The organism is Pseudomonas sp. PDM19, from assembly GCF_014852215.1.
In the GTDB taxonomy this organism is placed as follows: domain Bacteria; phylum Pseudomonadota; class Gammaproteobacteria; order Pseudomonadales; family Pseudomonadaceae; genus Pseudomonas.
Genome location: NZ_JACVBG010000002.1, coordinates 141,577 through 162,117 on the forward strand (window position 1 = coordinate 141,577; position 20,541 = coordinate 162,117).

General features: G+C 65.9%; 22 protein-coding genes. 9 read left to right on the forward strand and 13 right to left on the reverse strand.

The features are described from left to right. Window positions 1-2 precede the first annotated feature (2 nt). Window positions 3-827, reverse strand: coding sequence for a tetratricopeptide repeat protein (locus IB273_RS08880; RefSeq protein ID WP_192223896.1), 825 nt, complete (start codon window positions 825-827; stop codon window positions 3-5). Window positions 828-926: 99 nt separating this feature from the next. On the opposite strand from IB273_RS08880, the gene IB273_RS08885 reads away from it, so the two are divergent. The 3 genes from IB273_RS08885 to IB273_RS08895 all read left to right on the forward strand — a co-directional run bounded on the left by IB273_RS08885 (window position 927) and on the right by IB273_RS08895 (window position 2,213). Further along, the gene (locus tag IB273_RS08885) at window positions 927-1,295 is read left to right on the forward strand and encodes a lipoprotein (protein WP_045211033.1); all 369 of its coding nucleotides are present in this window, start codon (window positions 927-929) and stop codon (window positions 1,293-1,295) included. Between the two features lie 75 nt (window positions 1,296-1,370). Continuing rightward, complete coding sequence (locus IB273_RS08890; protein WP_081516320.1) at window positions 1,371-1,793, forward strand: DUF4124 domain-containing protein; 423 nt, start codon at window positions 1,371-1,373, stop codon at window positions 1,791-1,793. Between the two features lie 60 nt (window positions 1,794-1,853). Continuing rightward, window positions 1,854-2,213 (forward strand): PilZ domain-containing protein, encoded by a 360-nt coding sequence (locus tag IB273_RS08895; RefSeq protein ID WP_081516319.1) that lies wholly within the window; start codon window positions 1,854-1,856, stop codon window positions 2,211-2,213. 71 nt (window positions 2,214-2,284) lie between these two features. Here the strand turns inward: IB273_RS08895 and IB273_RS08900 are convergent, their stop codons facing one another. The 7 genes from IB273_RS08900 to IB273_RS08930 form a co-directional block, all read right to left on the reverse strand. Continuing rightward, window positions 2,285-3,613, reverse strand: coding sequence for a DUF58 domain-containing protein (locus IB273_RS08900; protein ID WP_192223897.1), 1,329 nt, complete (start codon window positions 3,611-3,613; stop codon window positions 2,285-2,287). Continuing rightward, window positions 3,610-4,629 (reverse strand): AAA family ATPase, encoded by a 1,020-nt coding sequence (locus tag IB273_RS08905; protein ID WP_081516317.1) that lies wholly within the window; start codon window positions 4,627-4,629, stop codon window positions 3,610-3,612. The genes IB273_RS08900 and IB273_RS08905 overlap by 4 nt, the downstream gene beginning before the upstream one ends. After that, window positions 4,626-5,915: a DUF4350 domain-containing protein gene (locus tag IB273_RS08910; RefSeq protein ID WP_192223898.1), complete on the reverse strand. Its 1,290-nt coding sequence runs from the start codon at window positions 5,913-5,915 to the stop codon at window positions 4,626-4,628. Before IB273_RS08910 ends, IB273_RS08905 begins: the two co-directional genes overlap by 4 nt. Then, window positions 5,912-7,507 (reverse strand): DUF4129 domain-containing protein, encoded by a 1,596-nt coding sequence (locus tag IB273_RS08915; protein WP_192223899.1) that lies wholly within the window; start codon window positions 7,505-7,507, stop codon window positions 5,912-5,914. Before IB273_RS08915 ends, IB273_RS08910 begins: the two co-directional genes overlap by 4 nt. Further along, window positions 7,494-8,480: a stage II sporulation protein M gene (locus IB273_RS08920; RefSeq protein WP_192223900.1), complete on the reverse strand. Its 987-nt coding sequence runs from the start codon at window positions 8,478-8,480 to the stop codon at window positions 7,494-7,496. Before IB273_RS08920 ends, IB273_RS08915 begins: the two co-directional genes overlap by 14 nt. Further along, on the reverse strand, window positions 8,477-9,214 hold the full coding sequence (locus IB273_RS08925; protein ID WP_081516313.1) for an RDD family protein: 738 nt from the start codon (window positions 9,212-9,214) through the stop codon (window positions 8,477-8,479). The genes IB273_RS08920 and IB273_RS08925 overlap by 4 nt, the downstream gene beginning before the upstream one ends. An 88-nt stretch (window positions 9,215-9,302) precedes the next feature. Further along, a complete protein-coding gene (locus IB273_RS08930) occupies window positions 9,303-10,118 on the reverse strand; it encodes a hypothetical protein (protein WP_192223901.1) in 816 nt (271 codons plus the stop codon). 143 nt (window positions 10,119-10,261) lie between these two features. Between IB273_RS08930 and sbcB the strand changes: the two genes are divergently transcribed. Continuing rightward, window positions 10,262-11,692 carry an exodeoxyribonuclease I gene (gene sbcB / locus IB273_RS08935; RefSeq protein WP_192223902.1) on the forward strand — a complete coding sequence of 477 codons (1,431 nt, stop codon included), beginning with the start codon at window positions 10,262-10,264 and terminating at the stop codon, window positions 11,690-11,692. A 69-nt stretch (window positions 11,693-11,761) separates the two neighbouring features. On the opposite strand, the gene mvaT is transcribed toward sbcB, so the two are convergent. Next, a complete protein-coding gene (gene mvaT, locus IB273_RS08940) occupies window positions 11,762-12,136 on the reverse strand; it encodes a histone-like nucleoid-structuring protein MvaT (RefSeq protein ID WP_045211008.1) in 375 nt (124 codons plus the stop codon). A 258-nt stretch (window positions 12,137-12,394) separates the two neighbouring features. Here mvaT and purU point away from each other — a divergent pair, with 258 nt between their 5' ends. Together purU and IB273_RS08950 are read left to right on the forward strand one after the other, a co-directional pair. Further along, entirely contained in the window at window positions 12,395-13,246 is an 852-nt protein-coding gene (gene purU / locus IB273_RS08945; protein WP_017519713.1) for a formyltetrahydrofolate deformylase, read from the forward strand. A gap of 87 nt (window positions 13,247-13,333) precedes the next feature. Then, window positions 13,334-13,519 carry a hypothetical protein gene (locus tag IB273_RS08950; RefSeq protein ID WP_081516310.1) on the forward strand — a complete coding sequence of 62 codons (186 nt, stop codon included), beginning with the start codon at window positions 13,334-13,336 and terminating at the stop codon, window positions 13,517-13,519. Between the two features lie 3 nt (window positions 13,520-13,522). Here the strand turns inward: IB273_RS08950 and IB273_RS08955 are convergent, their stop codons facing one another. From IB273_RS08955 to upp, 3 genes are all read right to left on the reverse strand, one after another. Continuing rightward, window positions 13,523-14,521, reverse strand: coding sequence for a lysylphosphatidylglycerol synthase transmembrane domain-containing protein (locus IB273_RS08955; RefSeq protein ID WP_081516309.1), 999 nt, complete (start codon window positions 14,519-14,521; stop codon window positions 13,523-13,525). Between the two features lie 161 nt (window positions 14,522-14,682). Beyond that, window positions 14,683-15,984, reverse strand: a complete 1,302-nt coding sequence (locus IB273_RS08960; RefSeq protein ID WP_151188260.1) for a uracil-xanthine permease family protein — start codon at window positions 15,982-15,984, stop codon at window positions 14,683-14,685. Between the two features lie 3 nt (window positions 15,985-15,987). Next, window positions 15,988-16,626 carry a uracil phosphoribosyltransferase gene (gene upp / locus IB273_RS08965; protein ID WP_081516307.1) on the reverse strand — a complete coding sequence of 213 codons (639 nt, stop codon included), beginning with the start codon at window positions 16,624-16,626 and terminating at the stop codon, window positions 15,988-15,990. A gap of 155 nt (window positions 16,627-16,781) precedes the next feature. Here upp and IB273_RS08970 point away from each other — a divergent pair, with 155 nt between their 5' ends. From IB273_RS08970 to IB273_RS08980, 3 genes are all read left to right on the forward strand, one after another. Beyond that, on the forward strand, window positions 16,782-17,339 hold the full coding sequence (locus IB273_RS08970; RefSeq protein WP_017519718.1) for a hypoxanthine-guanine phosphoribosyltransferase: 558 nt from the start codon (window positions 16,782-16,784) through the stop codon (window positions 17,337-17,339). 2 nt (window positions 17,340-17,341) lie between these two features. After that, complete coding sequence (locus tag IB273_RS08975) at window positions 17,342-17,815, forward strand: WbuC family cupin fold metalloprotein (RefSeq protein WP_192223903.1); 474 nt, start codon at window positions 17,342-17,344, stop codon at window positions 17,813-17,815. Between the two features lie 321 nt (window positions 17,816-18,136). Further along, window positions 18,137-19,561: an aldehyde dehydrogenase family protein gene (locus tag IB273_RS08980; protein WP_192223904.1), complete on the forward strand. Its 1,425-nt coding sequence runs from the start codon at window positions 18,137-18,139 to the stop codon at window positions 19,559-19,561. Here IB273_RS08980 and IB273_RS08985 read toward each other — a convergent pair. Next, on the reverse strand, window positions 19,545-20,462 hold the full coding sequence (locus IB273_RS08985; RefSeq protein WP_192223905.1) for a LysR family transcriptional regulator: 918 nt from the start codon (window positions 20,460-20,462) through the stop codon (window positions 19,545-19,547). The two genes, IB273_RS08980 and IB273_RS08985, sit on opposite strands and share 17 nt — an antisense overlap. Between the last annotated feature and the right edge of the window lie 79 nt (window positions 20,463-20,541).

Sequence of the window (20,541 nt, forward strand, 5' to 3'; positions counted from 1 at the left end):
CGTCAGCTGCGGGGCGAGGTCTGGTTCAGCGCGCGGTCCAGATGCCGGGCGCCCTTGTCGGCCAGTTCGCCGCTGGGGAATTCGGCGAGCTGGCGGCGCAGGTAGGCGATGGCCTTCTCGCGGTCCGGGTGCGGATTGTCCGGCGCCATGTACATCAGTCCCAACTGGTACAGCGCCTTCTCGCGGATGTCCGCCGGGATGGCCGGATCATTGGCGCCCAGCAGGTAGAGTTGTGCGGCTTCGTCGACGCGGCCCTTGAGCACGGCACGGCGCGACAGCAGGGTCATGTCCGGGTCGAGGGTCGGTTTGTTCAGGTCGAGGTTGTACTGCGGTTGCCAGTCGGCCAGCAATTGCTTGGCGGTCTTCTGCACCGGGTCCTTGGCCCGCTGGCGGATGATCAGCTCGCGGGCATCGGCATGTTCGGCAGCCTTGGTGCCGGGGAATTCGCGATCGATGCGCTGGAAGTAATCCATGGCTTTCTGATCGTCGCGCTGGTCGTTGTAGCGGCTCATGTAGATCAGGCCGATCTGGTACAGCGCGATGGCGCGCACCTCGGGGCCGTAGCGGGTGTTGTTGTAGCCGGTGAGGTAGAGCTGCTCGGCTTCGCTGCTCTTGCCGTCGCGGATGGCCTGGGCGCTGTAGGTGAGGAGGTCGCCTTCCTCTTCCACGGCAGCGGTCATGCGCTTGTTCTTGAGCTGCTTGTATTCGGCCACTTCGCCGGTGGTGATCTGGGCAACGAACAACGGCGTGGTCGGGGCACAGGCGGCGAGCCAGGGCAGCAGCACGGCGAACGGGAGGGCAATTGAAATCGGGTGTGCGAAACGCATGGCAGATCCTTTGCGCTGAGGCGAAGTCCACGTGAGTCTAGTGGCGGGCTACAGTACGGCCAAGACGGGCCGATACACTTCCCAACGGAGGATATGCCCATGCGAACCCTTTTCCTCGCGCTGCTGGCGCTGAGTGTTACCGGCTGCACCAGCTGGTCGATGAACTATCACCTGAACAATGCCTACCGCGCGTACAAGAGTGGTGACTGCCAGCGCGTGCAGCTGGAACTGTCGGAGACCGAGCGCAAGGCGCGCGCGCGGCCGTGGATCCAGCCGGAAATCTCCATGCTGCGCGGCCAGTGCCTGGAGCGTGAGAAGTTCTACGTCGATGCGGCGCAGACCTACCAGTTCATCGTCGCCCGTTACCCCACCAGTGAGTATGCTTACCGGGCCAAGGCGCGACTGGAAACGCTGCGCTTGAATGGCCGTCTGCCCAACGATCTGCGCCTCGACACGCCCACGCCCTGACCGGCGGTCGCGGGCCGACTTGAGTGCAGCCCATAGCTGGCTAATCTCTTGAGTGCATCACGCAAGGAGGTACGAATGCGCGCCCTGTGGCTCTGCGCCTGGTGTTTCCCCCTGCTGGCTTCGGCGGATATCTACCGCTGGACCGACGCTCAGGGAAAGGTGCATTTCAGCGAAACCCCACCGCCAGGGGCGCAACGCGTCGAGGTCAAGCCGCAGGTCATCGAACGGGATGCGGCGACCCGCGAGCGGGAGGAACGCACCCGCCGTTTCTACGACGCGCGTCGAGATGAAAGCGCCGCCGCCCAGAACCAGGCGACGGAGCAGCAGGCCAAGCTGGACCAGCAGTGCGCGAGTTGGCGCCGTGACCTGGAGTCGCTCAGTCATGGCGGGCGGTACTTCACGCAGACCAGCAGTGGTGAACGGACTTACTACAGCGATGCACAGCTCGACGCCGCTCGTCAGGCGCTTAGCGCACGGCTGGCGGAAGGTTGTCGTTAGGACTGGCCCTGCCTGGGCGGCATCGTCATACTGGACGATATTTCATAGCGAAACGCCATTATGCGTCATCAACGACATATCGAGCGCCATCAGCTGCCCTACTACCTGAAGGTGTTCAACAGCATCACCGACAAACCGATGGGTTACCTGGGCAACGTGTCGCTGGATGGGCTGCTCCTGATCAGCCAGCTGCCGATGCTGGTGGGTGGCCGCTTCGAGATGCGCCTGAAGATCCCCGGACATGACGGCAAGCTGCAGCTGATCGAATTCGCCGCTACCTGCCAGTGGTGTCGCGAGGACGTCAATCCGGGCAACTACGATTCGGGCTTCAGCCTGACGGCGCCGCCGATGGAGTACGTCGAGCTGGTCGACGCGCTGCGCCGTTATTTCAGTTTTCGCCGGCAGGTGGAGTCGGTCTGAAGCGCAGGACGCGCTGACCGATCTGCACGGTGTGGGACGCCACGGAGTCGGCGTCCGGTTGTGGCGCACGGTTACAGCGCGCCAGCCTTCTTCCAGCCTAGATAACGGCTGATCAGTTCCGGCCCCAGCTGGCTTGGCCGCGTGTCGAGTACCGGCACGCCATGGGCCGCCAGCTTCTCGTGCAGCCCCGCGCGGGCGTTCAGGTAATCCACCGCGCCGCAGTAGCCCAGGGCTTGCTCGAAACTCTCCACCGGCGCCTGGCGCAGGCGGTCCAGTACTTCCTCGCGCAGGCTCGCGACCAGCACGCGGTGCTGGCGCCCGAGGCGTTTCACCGCGGCCACCAGTTCCTCGTCATCCTCGTCGCGCAGGTTGGTCACTATCACCACCAGCGCGCGCCGGCGCTGGCGCGTGAGTACGGCCTGCACGGCGGCGGGGAAGTCCGCTGGGCGCTGGCTGCTGCGCAGGTCGTAGACGCTGTTGAGCAGGGCGGTGAGCTGGGCGCTGCCCTTGGCCGGTGGCAGATGGCGCGGCTGGTCGCCGGCAAAGGTCATCAGGCCCACCGCGTCGCCCTGGCGTAGCGCGACGTAGGCCAGCAGCAGGCTGGCGTTGAGCGAATGGTCGAAGTGCGAAAGGTCGCCGTCGTGGCTGCGCATGCGCCGGCCACAGTCGAGCAGGAAGAGAATCTGCTGGTCGCGTTCGTCCTGGTACTCGCGGGCGATGGGCGTGCGTTTGCGCGCGGTGGCCTTCCAGTCGATCTGCCGCAGGGTGTCGCCATCGCGGAATTCGCGCAGCTGGTGGAAATCCAGGCCCAGCCCGCGGCGCTGTCCGGCGCGAACTCCGATGCGGTTGAGCCAGTGGTCCACGGCCATCAGCTCGGCGCCGTAGAGGCGGGCAAAGTCCGGGTAGACGCGGGTTTCGTCGTGCTGTTCCAGGTAGCGCCGGCCCTTCCACAGACGCAGCGGGCTGGACAGTTCGATCTCGCAGCGCTGGAAGACGAAATGCCCACGGGACAGCGGACGCACGCGGTAACCCAGTTCGGTCTGTTCGCCGGGGTGCAGCTCCACGGTCTGCGGCAGGTATTCGAAGTCCATGCCGGCGGGCAGGTGGTCGAACACCGTGATGCGTTGTGGCTGTGCGTAGCGATGATGAAATTGCAGGCGTACCTCGCTCCAGCGGCCCAGCGGCAGGTTGCCGCTCAGCTGGCGGCGCAGCTCGGGCGATGGCGTGCGGCGTAGCCAGAGGGCATCGGCCAGCGCCAGCAGGGCCAGCGCGCAGAGCGCACCCCACCAGAGACGACCGAGCAGCGCCGAGCCCGAGTCCAGAGCCTCGGCCGCGCCCAGGGCGACCGCGATCGCCAGCAGGACGCCGAGCAACGCGAGGAGCGCGCGCGATGGCTTCATACGCGCGGCGCCGGTACCTGGTCGAGCAGCTGTTGCAGCACCTGGTCGACCGACAGGCCTTCGATCTCCAGTTCCGGCGACAGGCGCACGCGATGGCGCAGCACGGCCAGGGCACTGCCCTTGACGTCGTCCGGAATCACGAAATCGCCACTGCGCAGCAGGGCGCGGGCGCGGGCGCAACGGACCAGTGCGATGGATGCGCGCGGCCCGGCGCCCAGCGCCAGGCCCGGCCAGTTGCGGGTGGTACGGGCGATGCGCACGGCGTAGTCGAGCACCTGGTCGTCGATGGGCAGGTCGGCGGCGATCTTCTGCAGGGCCAGCACGTCCTTGTCCTTGAGCAGAGCGCGCATCGGTGCCACGTCGAGCATGTCGCTGCGCGCGGAACGTGTGACCTGGCGCACCAGGGTCTGCTCCTCGGCTTCCAGCGGATAGTCGATGCGCAGCTTGAGCATGAAGCGGTCGAGCTCGGCTTCGGGCAGCGGGTAGGTGCCTTCCTGCTCGATGGGGTTCTGCGTCGCCAGCACCATGAACGGCTGCGGCACGGCCAGGGCGCGGCCCTCGAGGGTGACCTGGCGCTCCTGCATCACTTCCAGCAGCGCGGCCTGGGTCTTGGCCGGGGCGCGGTTGATCTCGTCCGCCAGCAGCAGGTGGGTGAACACCGGGCCCTTGCGCAGCTTGAACTGCTCGGTGGCCAGGTCGTACACGGCGTGGCCGGTGACGTCGCTGGGCATCAGGTCGGGAGTGAACTGGATGCGCGCGAAGCCGCCGTCGAAGCAGCGGGCGAGGGCGCGCACCAGCAGGGTCTTGCCCAGGCCGGGAACGCCTTCGATGAGCACGTGGCCACCGGCGAGCAAGGCGGTGAGCACGTCGTCGATCACCTCCTGCTGGCCGATCAGGGCCTTCTGCAGTTCGTGGCGCAGCGCCTGGGCCAGCTGGCTGGCGCGCTGGCGCTGGGCGCCCGGGTTGGGGGCGGTGCCGGCGGTGGTGCCGGGCTGTTCGGGCGTCTGTTCGCTCATAGGGCATTCCTGAGGCTTTGCAGGTGCGCGACCTGGCGGGTGAATTCGGCGACGGCCATGCGCTTTGGCGGATAGGGGCGCATGGCCTGGCTGATGGCGCTGACCGACATGCGCGTCATGCGGCCCAGAGCTTGCCATTGTTCGGCGACCGGCAGGCGGTCGAAGCCGGGCTGGCGCTGCCGCGCCCGGCGCATCACGTCACGTTGCAGGCCCTGCAGCAGGGCGAGCTGGCCACGCTGGCGGAGGATGAAATCGGCGCCGGCGCGCAGGTGTTCTTCCAGTTGCCGGCGGCTGCGATCCGGGTTGGGCTGCAGCGGGCCCTGGCGCAGGCCGTTGCGCCAGAGCACCAGGACCAGCAGCAGGACGGCGGCCAGCAGTGCCTGCGGGAAATAGCGCATCAGCAGGGTAATAAGGCTGGTGCCGTCGGCGCGGTAGACCAGCGTGACGGCGCTGTCCTGGGTCAGGTACCAGAGCAGCCAGGCGTTGTCGTAGGCGTCGAGTTCGCCGTTCTGCCAGATCCAGTTGTCGGTGAGCACGGTGATCAGCCCCTGGCCCTGCTGCAGTTGCAGCAGGTGGGTGGAGTCGGCGCTGTTGGCCCAGGCGTAGGCGAGGTTCTTCGAGTCGAGCAGGTGGTAGTCGGTGTCGAAGTCGAAGTAGGCCGGGGCCTTCTCGTTCTCCAGGTAGAGCTTGGTCAGGTTCGGGTAAGGGTCCGTTTCCGTCGCCTCGTTGTCGTGGGCGCTGGAGGCCTGGTCCGGATGTTCTTCTTCCACTTCCGGCTTGGCGGCTTCGTCCGGCTTCTGGTCTTCGGACGCCTCTGCGGACTTCTCGTCGGTCGGAGCGGATTTCTCCTCCTCCTTGTCCTTCAGGTCGGAGGTGAGGAATTGTTGCACGCCCAGCTGATCCAGCAGCGTGTCGCCGCTCTTGCCTTCATCTTCGTCCCACAGGCTTTCGGCGGTGACGATGAGGTGGCCGCCGCGATTGGCCCAGTCGAGCAGCCGCGCGTTCTGCGTCGGCGTGACGTTCTCGCGGGTGCCCAGCAGGATCAGGGTCTGGCCTTTGCTCGGCAACTGGTCCAGAACTTCCATGCCGCGCGCGGTGGTGACGTGGATGCCGCGACCGCGCAGGTACATTTCGGCGGCGAGATAGGGGTTGGCGCGGGCCTCGGGAGAGGCGCCGTGCTCGATGGTCTCGGTGTAGGGCTCGAGGTTGCGGTACAGGTAGTAGCCGATGCCTCCGAGCACGAGCAGGACGAGCAGCACCAGCAGGGCGAGGTTGCCGCGCTTCATGCCCGCACCTCGCTGCCGAACAGGTGGCGCCATTCGCCGCACAGCTGCTGCTTGAGTTCAGCCTGTGGTGCGCGGTGACCGTAGGCGAGCGCCTGCCACTGCTGGGTCAGGCTGCGGGCAAAGTTGTCCAGCGGCGGGTCATTGAGGTCAGCCACGCGGACCAGGACTTCGCCTTCGGTGGTCGACTCGCGCAGCGGCACGCGGAAGTCGTGCAGCAGGCGGCTGAGCAGCGCGCGGTAGAGCAGGCCGAGCGCGGCGCGGGGCTGTTCGTCCCACAGGCGTTCGGCTTCGCTGGCGACGTCGCTGGGCAGGGTTTCCGGCGCGAGGTCCAGCCCGAACAGCACGCTGGGCGCTTCGCGGCGCGGCTTCTGCGGCAGGCCGATGCGCCCGACGAACAGCCGCAGCCATTCGCGGTAGCGCCAGATGACCAGGGCGACGACGGTGAACAGAATGCCCCAGAGCAGCACTTCGATGCCTTGCGCGGCGAACTTGAAGGCCTTCCAGTTACCCAGCGCCTCGAAGAAGCTCTTCAGCCGCTTGGCCTCGTCCGGATCGGTGGGCTTCGGGTCTTTCTTGTCTTCGTGCAGGCGCCAGTTGGTGATCTTCTCGTTGTTCTTGAAGGGTGGCGCGGTGAGGATCTTTTCCGCAGCGCCGCGCGAATCCTCGCTGTTGAGTTTCTGCTGGGTCAGCCGCGCACCCTGCGGGCCGTCGGGATTCTGGTCGGGCAGCGGGCAACTCTGGCTGGCCTTGCTGCCGGTCTCCGAACCGGCAGCCAGCGCGTCGTGGGCCGGCAGCAGGGCGAAGGCGCCGGCGACGACCAGCAGCAGGGCGTAGGCGCTGCCGATCAGGCGCTGGCGCAGACGGCGGAACACCAGCTCGATGTCCCAGGCCTCCAGCTCGGTGCGGCGATTGAGGTAGAGGGTGAAGCCGCAGGCGACGTACACCGGTTCCCAGACGATCAGCAGCAGCGCGTAGATCAGGTTGCTGACGTGTTCCAGCCACGCCCAGTCGCCTTGCGCCACGCTGATCAGCGACTGCCATTTCCAGTCGTCCACCCACTGCTGCGGCAGCATCAGGTACATCAGTGCGGAAAGGCCCAGCCACAACGCCAGTTCGAAATGCATGCCGACAATGGTCAGCCAGGTGGCGCCGCCGGCATTGCGCTGGCCGAGCACGACCAGACGCTGGCTGCGCGCCTGGCCCTTGAGGCCTTCGAGTTGCAGCACCGGCAGGTCGAAGCTGCGCGTCGGGCTCAGCCGGCGCCAGAGCAGGCTGGGCAGCAGTTGCGACTTGAGCAGGCCGGGGAAGGCCCGCAGCGCTTCCTTGAGCGTCGGCGTATCGCCGAACAGCGAGCGCGACAGGATGTACAACGGCAGGCGCTCGAAGGCGGGCTTGAGCCACCAGAAGATCAGCACTGCCCAGCTGGAGTAGTTCCACAGCAGCACGGAAAGCAGCACGAACACCGGCAGGGTGACGATCGCCCAGCTGGCCATCAGCAGGCCAGCGTGACGGCGCGCCAGCAGGATGCCGAGGTCCAGCGCCTCCCAGGCGCTGCGCGGACGGATGGCGACGCTGGCGTCAGTCAGGCGCATGGCGACCCCGTCCGGCCAGGAGGAAATAGCTGCCCACCAGCAGCCACAGGCAAGCGCCGACGATGTACTTCACGGTCGCCGAGAAGTGCGTGACGGAGGACCAGTAGCCCTCGACGAACGCGGCGATCAGCAACATCAGGATCACTCCGCCGATCAGTTGCACGGCGCGGGCGGCGGCCTGGCGCAAGGCTTCAAGGCGGCTCAGACGGCCGGGAGACAGCAGTGCCCAGCCAAGCTTGAGGCCGGCGGCACCGGCGAAGGTGATCGCAGTCAGTTCGAAGGCTCCGTGGCCGATGACGAAGGACCAGAAGGTCTCGATGTAGCCGATCTGGGTCAGGTGGCCGGCTACCGTGCCGATCACCACGCCGTTGAACAGCAGGAAGAACAGGGTGCCGACGCAGAACAGCAGGCCACTGGCGAAGGTCTGAAAGGCGATGCCGATGTTGTTCATGATGTAGTGGCCGAACATCTTCCAGTCATCGCCGGCGTCGCGCGTGCTCATCGGCCCAAGGCGCGTGGTGTCCGGCGAGTACATCGACTCCATCTCGGACACCCGCTCCGGTGCCATGACGCTGTAGACCAGGTCGGGGAAGTGATAGACCAGCACGCCCATCAGCAACAGGCTGCCGTAGAACAGCAGGCTGGCGATGGCGATGCAGCGCCATTCCTCACGCACCAGACGCGGGAAGCCGGCGACCAGGAAGCCGAGGATGCGTGCGCCCAGGTGGCTGCGGTGGCGGTAGAACTGCTGGTGCCCGCGCATGGCGAGCTGCTGCAACTGGTCGATCAGGTGGCTGCTGTAGCCGCGCTCCTGGGCGAGAGCGAGCTGCTGGCAGATGCGTCGGTAGTCGGCGGCGAACTCCTCGGGCTTCTCGCTCGATTCCTGGCGCTTGCCGGTTTCCAGTTGCTCAAGGCGCTTGGCGAAGCGCTTCCAGCTGCCCTGGTGGCGTTGTTCGAAGAAGGCCTGCTTCATGGGTGGCCCGTCCCGTTGCCCAGCAGGCCGCTGGCAATGCGGTTCAGGCGTGCTTCCGCCTGCTCGGGCGCAATGCCCAGCGGTTGCGCGAGGATGGCGGCCAGCTCTTCGCGGCGCGCCGCCGAAAGCTGTGTGCCACGTTCGGCGAAGCTCATCAGGGCGCGTTGCTCTTCCAGGTTCAGGGGCCAGGGTGCAAGTTCGGGCGTGGTCTGCGGCACCTGCGGGCGGCTCGGCGGCGGATCACGGTAGATCACCAGGGTGCCGGCGGCGAGGTCGCCCAGGCGCTTGAATGCGGAGTTGGACAGGCAGCTGAGCAGCCCGAGCGTGTAGGCGAACGGCAGGATGTCGGCGAAGCGCAGCAGATTGCGCAGCAGCGAGGCGGACCAGCCGATCGGTGTGCCGTCGTCATGCACTACGCGCAGGCCCATCATCTGTTTGCCGGGCGAGCGGCCCTGGTTCAGCACTTCGAAGAGCACCATGTACCACCAGGTCATGATGAAGGTGAGGATCAGTCCCAGCCCGGTGCCCAGTTCGCCGAGGAAGGCCAGCAGCATGAACAGCGCGACCATCAGCAGGACGCGGATGCCCAGGTCGATCAGGTAGGCGAGGGCGCGGGGGACGACACCGGCGGGACGCAGCAGCAGGTCGATGCCTTCCGGGGTCTCCACGTGGTAGCGGGTATCCAGGACGGGCGCGTGGGGAGACGCGTTGGAGGAAGGGGCTGCTGGGCTCAAGGGAAACCGCTGTCGATGACGTAGGTGCCAGATGCTAGCCAGCGCGGTGCGGCGAGGCAACCGCGCTGGCAGGCTCAGGCCGATTTGATCACTTGGCCGGCGGCAGTACGCCGAAGATGGTGCGGTAGAGCACGCCGATGGCGACGATCAGCCACGGCAGCACCCAGATCAGCGCGATGCCCAGGGTCAGGGTGCTGAGCATGAACAGCAGGCCGAACACCAGCAGCAGGCCGAAGACCTTGAACCAGTGGTGGGTAATGGCCTTGCGCGAGACTTCCATCGCCGCCCAGGGCGACAGGCCGCGCTCGACCACCAGCGGGATGGCGAGCATGTAGGCGATGCTCAGGTAGATACCCGGCAGCACGAAGAGGAAGTAGCCGATGAAGATCATGATGGTGCTCAGCAGCACGCAGACCACCACCTGGAAGGTGCGGCCGAAGTGGCTGAAGACTTCGTTGAAGCGCAGCGGCTGATCGGCCGCGCGACGGATGCCGAGCATGTTCACGCCGGCCAGCAGCGGGTAGCAGACAGCGGTGGCGATGAAACTCAGGACGATGGAGCCGATGAAGAACGCGACCAGCGCGCCGACCGCCATGCCCCCGGCGGCTTCGCTGTCGCCGAGCAGGCCCATGCCGGCGATCCCGGCGACGCCGACCACGGTGAGGAACAGGCTGAGCACGTTGACCAGGGCGAAGATCGCCGCATAGAAGACCACGAAGCCGCCGATGATCAGGCCCTTGGCGCCCTTGGTGCGGCGCCAGGATTCGCCCAGCAGGTCGCCAATGCCGAAGTTGTAGCCGCGGGTCAGGGCCTCGACGATGGAGGGTACCGCGCCCTGGGCGGCGCCGGGTTCGAGGTTGCTCAGCGGAGCGCTGTAGGGATTTTGTGCAGCGATGTCTTGCATGAGGAAAGTCCTTTCCAGTGGGTGTGTCCTTGCGACGCCCATCATAAAGGCGGGGGCTGGCTAGGTGCCAGTCAGGCGTTTTGGAAGTGTGGTCGGCCGCACTGTTAGACTGCGACGCACTCGCTTGCAGGCAAGGAAAAACGATGAACGCCAGCATCTTCTGGTACGACTACGAAACCACCGGTATCGACCCGCGCCGCGACCGCCCGTTGCAGGTGGCCGGCATCCGCACGGACGAGGACCTCAACGAGATTGGCGAATCGCTGAACCTCTATTGCCGGCCCAGCGACGACATCCTCCCGCACCCGGCCGCCTGCCTGGTCACCGGCATCACGCCGGATCGGCTGGAAGAGCGCGGTCTGGGCGAGGCCGAATTCATGACCCGCCTGCACGCCGAGCTGGCGCAGCCGGGTACCTGCGTGGCGGGCTACAACAGCCTGCGCTTCGACGATGAGGTGACGCGCTACAGCCTGTACCGCAACTTCTTCGATCCTTACGCCCGTGAGTGGCAGGGCGGCAACAGCCGTTGGGACCTGATCGACATGGTGCGGACCGCCTACGCCCTGCGCCCCGAAGGCATCGTCTGGCCCGAGCAGGATGGCGTCGTCAGCCTCAAGCTGGAGCGCCTCACCGCGGCCAACGGCATCGATCACGGGCAGGCGCACGACGCGCTGTCCGACGTGCGCGCCACCATCGCCCTGGCGCGGCTGGTGCGTGACCGCCAGCCCAAGCTCTACGACTATCTCTATCGCCTGCGCGGCAAGCAGGGCGTGCTGGACCAGGTGCGCGTACTGCAGCCTATGGTGCATATCTCCGGCATGCTCTCCGGTGCGCGTCATTACCTGTCCGTGGTGCTGCCGCTGGGCTGGCATCCGCGCAACCGCAACGCATTGATCGTCTGCGACCTGGCTGCCGATGTTTCGCCCTTGCTGGAGCTGGATGCGGAAACCCTGCGCAAGCGCCTCTACACGCGTCGTGACGAGCTGGCCGAGGGCGAGCTGCCGGTGCCGCTGAAGCTGCTGCACATCAACAAATGCCCGGTGGTGGCGCCGCTGTCCGTATTGCGCCCGCAGGATCGTGAGCGCATCGGCCTGGACCTCGAGGCTTGTCTCGCGGCGGGGCGGACGCTGACCGATGCGAAGGCAATCTGGCAGGACAAACTCGCGCCCTTGTATGCCGAGGAAAGTTTCGCCGGCAGTGAAGATCCCGAGCAGCAGTTGTATGACGGATTTATCGGCGACCGTGATCGCCGATTGTGCGAGCAGGTGCGCCAGGCCGACCCTGCGCGGTTGGCGAAAGAACAATGGCCGTTCGATGATGCGCGACTTCCCGAACTGCTCTTCCGTTATCGCGCGCGCAATTTCCCGGAAACTTTGAGTGCCACGGAACAGCAACAATGGCAGGACTTCTGCCGTGCACGCCTGAGTCAGGCCGAGTGGGGCGCGCCGAATACTCTGGATAACTTTGCCGCGGCGATGAGCGAGCAACTGGTCAATGCCACGCCGGCTGGCCGTCTGGTGCTGCAAGAGTGGGACAAGTATGCGCAGGTGCTGCGCGCGCGCTATAGCCTGTAGCGCCGCGCACTTTTCTGCGGGTAATAAAAAACGCCAGCGCAAGGCTGGCGTTTTTCATGTCGGAAAGGCTTAGCCCAGCAGTGTGGCCCAGCCTTCTACGGCCTCGGCGCCCCACTTGGCTTTCCATTCCTTGAGGGTCTTGTGGTTGCCGCCCTTGGTTTCGATCACTTCACCGTTGTGCGGGTTCTTGTACTGCTTGACCTTGCGAGCACGCTTGCTCACGGTGGCTTTTGCGGCACGCGGCGATTTGCTCAGCTTCGCGTCCGGATCGAGCAGGGCAATGACATCACGCAGGGACTTGCCGTAGCTGGCCATGAGCGCGCGAAGTTTCTCTTCGAACTCAAGCTCTTTCTTCAGCTTGTCGTCCTGTTCCAGGGATTTCAGGCGCTCCTGAAGTTCCTTGATGGCTTCTTCGGTAGCGCGGTACTCGTTGATCAGCGACATGTTGGGTACCTTGTTCTGGGTCCAGCGGTGGCGGAAAGTTTGTAGCAGACATAATAGTCAGCGAAGTTGTTCAAGTAAATGCTTGGGAAAAGTTTTGTCGGTAGTTGTCGACTTGTTTAACTAGTTCATTCGCCGGTAATTAATCGCAGCACTCGCAATGCATCGAACTGGCTCTCGTCGGCGCATCGTGGCAATGGCTGATCTTTTCCCCTCGAGCCGCTAGAATGGCGGCCTTCGCGATGTATCTGGAGTACACCCATGCGCACTTTCCGACTGGTGATCGCCTGCCCCGACGGGGTCGGCATCGTCGCCAAGGTGAGTAATTTCCTGGCCACTTACAACGGCTGGATCACCGAGGCCAGTCACCATTCCGACAACGACAACGGCTGGTTCTTCATGCGGCATGAGATTCGTGCCGACTCCCTGCCGTTCGATATCGACGGTTTCCGCCAGGCCTTCGCCCCGATTGCCCGCGAGTTCTCCATGGAGTGGCGCATCACCGACTCCTCGGTGAAGAAACGCGTCGTGCTGATGGCCAGCCGCGAATCGCACTGCCTGGCCGACCTGCTGCACCGCTGGCACAGCGGCGAGCTGGATTGCGAGATTCCCTGCGTGATCGCCAACCACGATGACCTGCGCAGCATGGTGGAGTGGCACGGCATTCCGTACTTCCACGTCCCGGTGGACCCGAAGAACAAGCAGCCGGCCTTCGAACAGGTGTCGCGCCTGATCGACGAGCACCAGGCCGACAACGTGGTGCTGGCGCGCTACATGCAGATCCTGCCGCCGGACCTGTGCCAGAAGTACCGCCACCAGGTGATCAACATCCACCACAGCTTCCTGCCGTCCTTCGTTGGTGCCAAGCCGTACCACCAGGCGTCGCTGCGTGGCGTGAAGCTGATCGGTGCGACCTGCCACTACGTGACCGAGGAACTGGACGCCGGCCCGATCATCGAGCAGGACGTGGTACGCATCAGCCACCGCGACAACATCGAGGACCTGGTGCGCCTGGGCAAGGATGTGGAGAAGCTGGTGCTGGCCCGCGGCCTGCGCTACCACCTCGAAGACCGCGTGCTGGTGCACGACAACAAGACCGTGGTATTCGACTGATCCACCCGGTTTCGTTCTAGACTGGGTACTCCGCACGCTCCCGCCGTCGCCTGACGGCGGGCGCTGCGCTCAACGGAGATGGTCAGCATGAGTGACCCGAAAAACCCAGGCACCGCCACCCCGCCGCCCACCCTGGGCGAAGGCTGTACCAGCCGCTACGATCCCGAAGCCTTGAGCGACGAGGACGGCACCGAGTTTCCCGGCGCCGCTGAACTCTGGGATTCACTCAAACCCAAGGCACCGTCCGAAGACGACAAGCCTTCCGGCGACTGATCCTCAGGCGCTTTCCCGCAGCCCCATCAGCTTGCGCAACAACGGCCGGCCCGCCATCAGGGCGAATACCGGTGCGCCCATCACCAGGTAGAAGTAGTAGGTCACCACGCGCCAGATCAGGATGGCCGCGGCCGCCGTGGATTTGCCCACCAGCGGGGCGAGTAGTGCGGCGCTGGTCAGCTCCGTGCCTCCTGCACCACCCGGCAGCAGCGTGGCGAGACCCGCGGCCAGCGACAGCAGCTGGATCAGGAAGGCCCAGGCCCAGTGCAGGTCCACGCCCAGCGCCTTGAGGGTGATGTAGAGCACCGAGAAGCGCAGCACCCAGTGGCAGCAGGTGAAGAAGAAGATCAGCAGCAGCCGGCGCTTGGGCTGGCGCAGGCAGCTCACCAGGGTGTCGCGGAAGTGCAGGCATTTGCGCGCCCAGTGCAGGCGTGTGCGCGGTTTCATCCCCAGGCGTTCGAACAGCCGGCCGTTGGCCCTGATCACCCGGCGCTGGAAGCGCGCGAGCAGTACCACGCCGAAGAAGATCCCGCCCAGCAGCACACCGCTGGTGATCAGCGACGTCTCCAGGTTCGGACTGACGCTGTGCGACAGTGCCCACACCAGCACCGCCGCGAGTGCGCAGAGGAAGAACAGCAGGTCGCTCAACTGGTCCACGGCGAAGATCGCGCTGCTGTGCGCCGGGCGCATGCCGTGGCGGGCGAGCAGGGCCATCAGGGTGAGCGGGCCGCCGGTGCCGCCGGGGGTGGCGTAGAAGGCGAACTCCGAGGCCATGATGATGCCCACCGAGCGCACCTTGCCGATCTCGCCGGCGCGGCCATTGAGCAGCACCCGCAGCTTCTGCGCGTTGATCAGCCAGCACAGGCAGATCATGCCGAACATGATCAGCAACTGGTCGAGGGGGAAGGCCAGGACATGCTCGAGCATCTCCCGGCCGCCGATGGCGAGGGGGATCAGCGAGGCGCCGATCAGGCCGAGCAGCAGCCACGCGGCACGGCTCACGGGCGCACCTGCGACGGAGAAAACGGGACGAGCGAGGCGAAGCGGATGGGCAGTGCCTCCTGTCGGAATCGAACTGTCATGCTGAATGGACCGTGTTCGGCATGTGGCGTTCGCCCAACTTTACGTGGGCTTCGGCGCCGCCTTCCGGCGGCGCCGCTGCCTCACTCGGCGGGCTTGTCAGCGGAGGAGTCGCCGGCGCCTTGTTCCAGCGCCTTGTTCTCCCAGCCTTCTTCGCCGGGCAGGATCAGGTTGAGCAAAATGGCGACGATCGCGCACAGGGCGATGCCCTTCAGGCCGAAGTCGTCCGGGCCGGTGCCGGTGCCGATCAGCACGCCGCCGATGCCGAACACCAGGGTGACCGAGACGATGCACAGGTTGCGCGCCTGGGATAGGTCCACCTTGTGGCGGATCAGGGTGTTCATGCCCACCGAGGCGATGGTGCCGAACAGCAGGCAGAGGATGCCGCCCATCACCGGGACCGGGATGCTCTGCAGGATGGCGCCGAACTTGCCGACGAAGGCCAGGCTGATGGCGAACACCGCCGCCCAGGTCATGATCTTCGGGTTGTAGTTCTTGGTCAGCATCACCGCGCCGGTGACTTCGGCATAGGTGGTGTTCGGCGGGCCGCCGAACAGGCCGGCAGCGGAGGTGGCGATGCCGTCGCCCAGCAGGGTGCGGTGCAGGCCCGGGGTCTTCAGGTAGTTCTTGCCGGTCACGCCGCCCACCGCGATGACGCCGCCGATGTGCTCGATGGCCGGGGCCAGCGCTACCGGAACGATGAACAGGATGGCCTGCCAGTTGAATTCCGGCGCAGTGAACTTCGGCAGCTCCAGCCAGGGCGCAGCGACGATCTTCGCCACGTCGACCACGCCGAAGGCGAAGGACAGGCCATAGCCCACCAGCACGCCGGCGATGATCGGTACCAGGCGCAGCATGCCCTTGCCGAACACGGCGACGATCAGGGTGGTCAGCAGCGCCGGCATGGAGATGAACATGGCGGTCTTGTAGGGGATCAGCTCGGTGCCGTCACCGGCCTTGCCCATCGCCATGTTGGCGGCGATCGGCGCCATGGCCAGGCCGATGGAAATGATCACCGGGCCGATGACCACCGGCGGCAGCAGGCGGTCGATGAAGCCGGTGCCCTTGACCTTCACCGCCAGGCCCAGGAAGGTGTAGACGAAGCCCGCCGCCACCACGCCGCCCATGGTCGCCGCCAGGCCGAACTGGCCCTTGGCGAGGATGATCGGGGTGATGAAGGCGAAGCTCGAGGCCAGGAACACCGGCACCTGGCGGCCGGTGACGATCTGGAACATCAGGGTGCCGAAGCCGGCGGTGAACAGCGCCACGTTCGGGTCCAGGCCGGTGATCAGCGGCATCAGTACCAGCGCGCCGAAGGCCACGAAGAGCATCTGTGCGCCAGAAATGATCTGGCGCCACAGCGGTTCGTTGAATTCATCGGCCATCTATCAGGTTTCCTTCTGCTTGGTGCCGAAGATCTTGTCACCGGCGTCGCCCAGGCCCGGCATGATGTACCCGTTCTCGTTCAGGCACTGGTCGATGGAAGCGGTCAGGATGAGCACGTCCGGATGCGCATCGTTGACTGCCTTGATCCCTTCGGGAGCGGCCACCAGCACCATGGCGCGGATGTCCTTGCTGCCGGCTTTCTTGAGCAGGTCGATGGTGGCGACCATCGAGCCGCCGGTGGCCAGCATCGGGTCGATGATCAGCGAGCGGCGCTCAGCGATGTCCGGCGCGAGCTTTTCCAGGTAGGTGTGCGCTTCGAGGGTTTCCTCATTGCGCGCCACGCCCACGGCGCTGACCTTGGCACCCGGAATCAGGCTGAGCACGCCGTCGAGCATGCCGATGCCAGCGCGCAGGATCGGCACCACGGTGATCTTCTTGCCGGCGATCTTCTCGACCTGTACCGGGCCGGCCCAGCCTTCGATCTCGTAGTTTTCCAGCGGCAGGTCCTTGGTCGCCTCGTAGGTCAGCAGGGCGCCCACTTCCTGGGCCAGCTCGCGGAAATTCTTGGTACTGATATCGTGACGGCGCATCAGTCCGATCTTGTGGCGGATCAGGGGATGGCGGATCTCGAGGACGGGCATGGACGGGTTCTCCGGACGGGCTGGCAAAAAAATTGCGGTAGCGTAATGCATCCTAGCTACCTTGGGCCACGATTGTCGGCGACATTCGTCCGCTGACCCTTGCTCCGTGGCACGCCGATAGGTACCTTTTCGCACTTTTTCACGGGAGAACCCCCATGTCCGTCGATCTCGCGCACATCCGCCAAGTCATGGCCGAAGCCGACTGCCTGTACACCAACGCCGAGGTAGAGGCCGCCATCGCCCGTGTGGCCGAGGCCATCAACGGCTCGCTGGCCGACACCAACCCGGTGGTGTTCTGCGTGATGAACGGTGGCCTGATCTTCTCCGGCAAGCTGCTTCCGCTGCTGAATTTCCCGCTGGAAGCCTCCTACCTGCATGCGACCCGTTACCGCAACGAGACCACCGGCGGCGAGCTGTTCTGGAAGGCCAAGCCGGAAATCTCCTTCATCGACCGCGAAGTGCTGATCATCGACGACATCCTCGACGAAGGGCACACCCTCTCGGCGATCATGGACTTCTGCAAGCATGCCGGCGCCAAGCGCGTGCACACTGCCGTGCTGATCGACAAGGACCACGACCGCAAGGCCCGTCCGGACCTGAAGGCCGACTACGTGGGCCTGTCCTGCATCGACCGTTACATCTTCGGCTACGGCATGGACTACAAGGGTTACTGGCGCAACGCCGCCGGCATCTTCGCCGTCAAAGGTCTCTGACGATGAGCGGGCCGCGTTTTCTCGACAGTGCGCTGTTCGACGAGGTCGCGGCCCGTGCCGCCGCCAGCCCCCGGCGCCGGCAGAACCACAACTTCCATGAGCAGACCGAGCCCTGCCATCGCCTGCTCAATGCGCTGCAACCCGACAGCTACATCCCGCCGCATTGCCACCGTCACCCGGACAAGGCCGAAAGCCTGCTGGTCGTGAAAGGCGCGCTGGGCCTGCTGATCTTTTCCGATAACGGCGAGTTGCTGACCACCCGCGTGCTGCGTGCCGGTGGCGACTGCGTCGGTGCGGACCTGCCGGCGGGCACCTTCCACGCCATCGTGGCGCTGGAGCCGGACAGCATCATGTTCGAAGCCAAGGCCGGCCCCTTCGTGCCGCTGGGCGAGGACGAGCGCGGGCAATGGGCACCGCGCGAGGGTGAGGCGGGCGCTGCCGAGTACCTGGCCTGGATGCACTCGCAATTCGCCTGAGGGTGCTGCTTTTCGTAGGAGCTTGCTCGCGAACCGCCCAGCCCCGCTGCGTCCGCTGAGAGCGTAGGGCGCATAACGCGCCAGCGTTATCCGCCGTGGGCATTCGGCGGATATCCCGTTCCGGGTTATGCGCCCTACAGTCCTGGATGCGTTCGCAGTTCCCAGCCTGATTCGAGAGCGCGCCCGATGGGCGCGATTCGCAGGAATGGCCCGCGCCTACACATCGAATCCTGTCGATGCATGCATGGGCTGACTCGCATTTTTGACGATGCATGGCACACCTATCCTGCGATCCTCACCAGACAACCGTCCGAGGTTCGCATGTCCCGTCTCCTTTATATCGATGGCCAATGGCAGCCCGCCGACAGCGGTGCCGTCCTGCGCCCGATCGCTCCCGCTACCCGTGAAGCGCTGCCGGAAGTCGCCTGCGCCGGTGTGTCCGACGTGGAGCGCGCCGTCGCTGCCGCCAAGTGCGCCTTCACTGACTGGAAGCTGACCAGCGCCGCCCAGCGCGCGGGCTACCTGCGCGCCTTCGCCGAACAGCTCGAAGCCCGCAGCGAAGCGCTGATCGCCCTGCAGATGCAGGCCAGCGGCAAGCCGCGCCTGGAAGCGGAAATCGATATCGGCGACGCCATCGCCACCTTCGCCTACTACGCCGAACTGGCCGACCAGCTGGACGCCCGACAGAACGCCGAAGTGGCCCTGCCGGACGCCGGCTACCGCTCGCAGACCCGCTGCGAGCCCATCGGCGTGGTCGGCCTGATCGTGCCGTGGAACTTCCCCTTGGTGACCAGCGCCTGGAAAGTCGCGCCGGCCCTGGCAGCGGGCTGCACCGTGGTGCTCAAGCCCTCGGAGATCACTCCGCTGATCGAACTGGTGCTGGGCGAGATCGCCGACGCCATCGGCCTGCCGGCCGGCGTGCTGAACCTGGTGCCGGGCCTGGCCGATGCCGGCGCAGCGCTGTGCAGCCATCCGGGCATCGCCAAGCTGTCCTTCACCGGCAGCAACGTCGTCGGCCGCAAGGTCATGGAAGCCGCCGCCGCGCGCACCCTGCCGGTGGGCCTGGAGCTGGGCGGCAAGTCGCCGATCCTGGTGTTCGAGGACTGCGACCTGGACGAGGCCGTGCAGTGGATCATCGCCGGCGTCTACTGGAATGCCGGGCAGATGTGCTCCGCCACCTCGCGCCTGCTGGTGCAGGAGTCCATCGCCGAGCCGCTGCTGGCGAAGCTGAAGGTCGCGGTGGAAGGCCTGCGCGTCGGTGACTCGCTGCTCGGCGAGACCGACATGGGCCCGATGACCAGCCAAGCGCAGTACCGCAAGGTGCTCGACTACTTCGCGGTGGCTCGCGACGAAGGCCTGGCCTGCCTGACCGGCGGCGAAGCAGCCGAGGGCTGGTTCATCCAGCCGACCGTGTACACCGACGTACCGGCTGACAGCCGCCTGTGGCGCGAGGAAATCTTCGGCCCGGTGCTGTGCGTGCGCACCTTCAGTGATGAAGCGGACGCCCTGAGGCAGGCCAACGACAGCGATTTCGCCCTGGCCGCTACCGTGTGCAGCGCCGATCTCGAGCGCGCCCAGCGCGTCGCCGAGCATCTGGAGGCTGGCAACGTCTGGCTGAACTCGCCGCAAGTGGTATTCCCGCAGACTTCCTGGGGCGGCGGCAAGCGCAGCGGCATCGGCCGCGAGCTGGGGCCGTGGGGCCTGTCGGCGTTCTTCGACATCAAGCACATCACCGCGCCGCGCTGATCGGCGTCACCCCGTGCTCCAGGCGCAGGTCCTCGACCAGCGCCTGGAGCGCTTCGTTGTGCCCCGGCTCGTCGCGCACCACCAGGCTGTGGGTGATGCCGTAGCCGAGGCTGTCCGGCAGCAGCGCGCGCATCTCGCCCTGTTCCACCCAGCGTTCGGCGTAGTGCGTGGGCAGGTAGCCCAGGTGCGTGCCGGCGCGCACGGCGTGGAGCACCGCTTCCATGTGCTGGGCGAAGGCCGTGCTGCGTTGCGGATCGGCCGGCAACTGCACGTCGGCCACCGCATAGCCGTGCTGGATCCAGTCGCAGCTTTCCAGCTCTGCGGCGTCCTTCACTGACTTGTCGAACAACGGATGCTCGCGCCCACAGAACACGGCTACCCGCTCGTGGTACAGCGGCTCGTAGCGCAGGTTCGGCAGGCGCCGGCTGAAGCAGGCGATGGCCAGATGCAGGCGGCCATTGAGCACCAGACGCTCCAGTTCGCTGGAGGATTCGATGAGGAAATGCAGGCGCACGTCCTGATCGCGGCGGTTGAAGCGCGCCAGCGTCTGGTGGATGCGTGCCTCGGGCAGGGTGGCGATGTTGTCGGCCAGGCCCAGGTGCAGCTCGCCGACCAGGCGTCCGGCGAGGGACTGCACCTGATCGCGGAAGTCGCCCAGCGCGGCGAACAGGCTCTGCGCATAGTCCAGTACCCGCTCGCCTTTCTCGGTCAGGCGGAAGCCGCTCTTGCCGCGTTCGCACAGGCGATAGCCCAGGCGCGTCTCCAGGCTGGCGATGTGCGTGCTGATGGTCGACTGGCCCATGCCCAGTTCGCCCTGCGCGGCGGAGAACCCGCCGCAGCGCACCACGCAGGCGAAGATGCGCAGCAGGCGCAGGTCGAGGTCGGAGACGTTGTGCAGCATCGAGGATGGGCCTGTGTCGATGTGAGATATGCCTGACTTCGAAGGCTATCAATGTATCGACAGGCTTGCCATGTGCGCC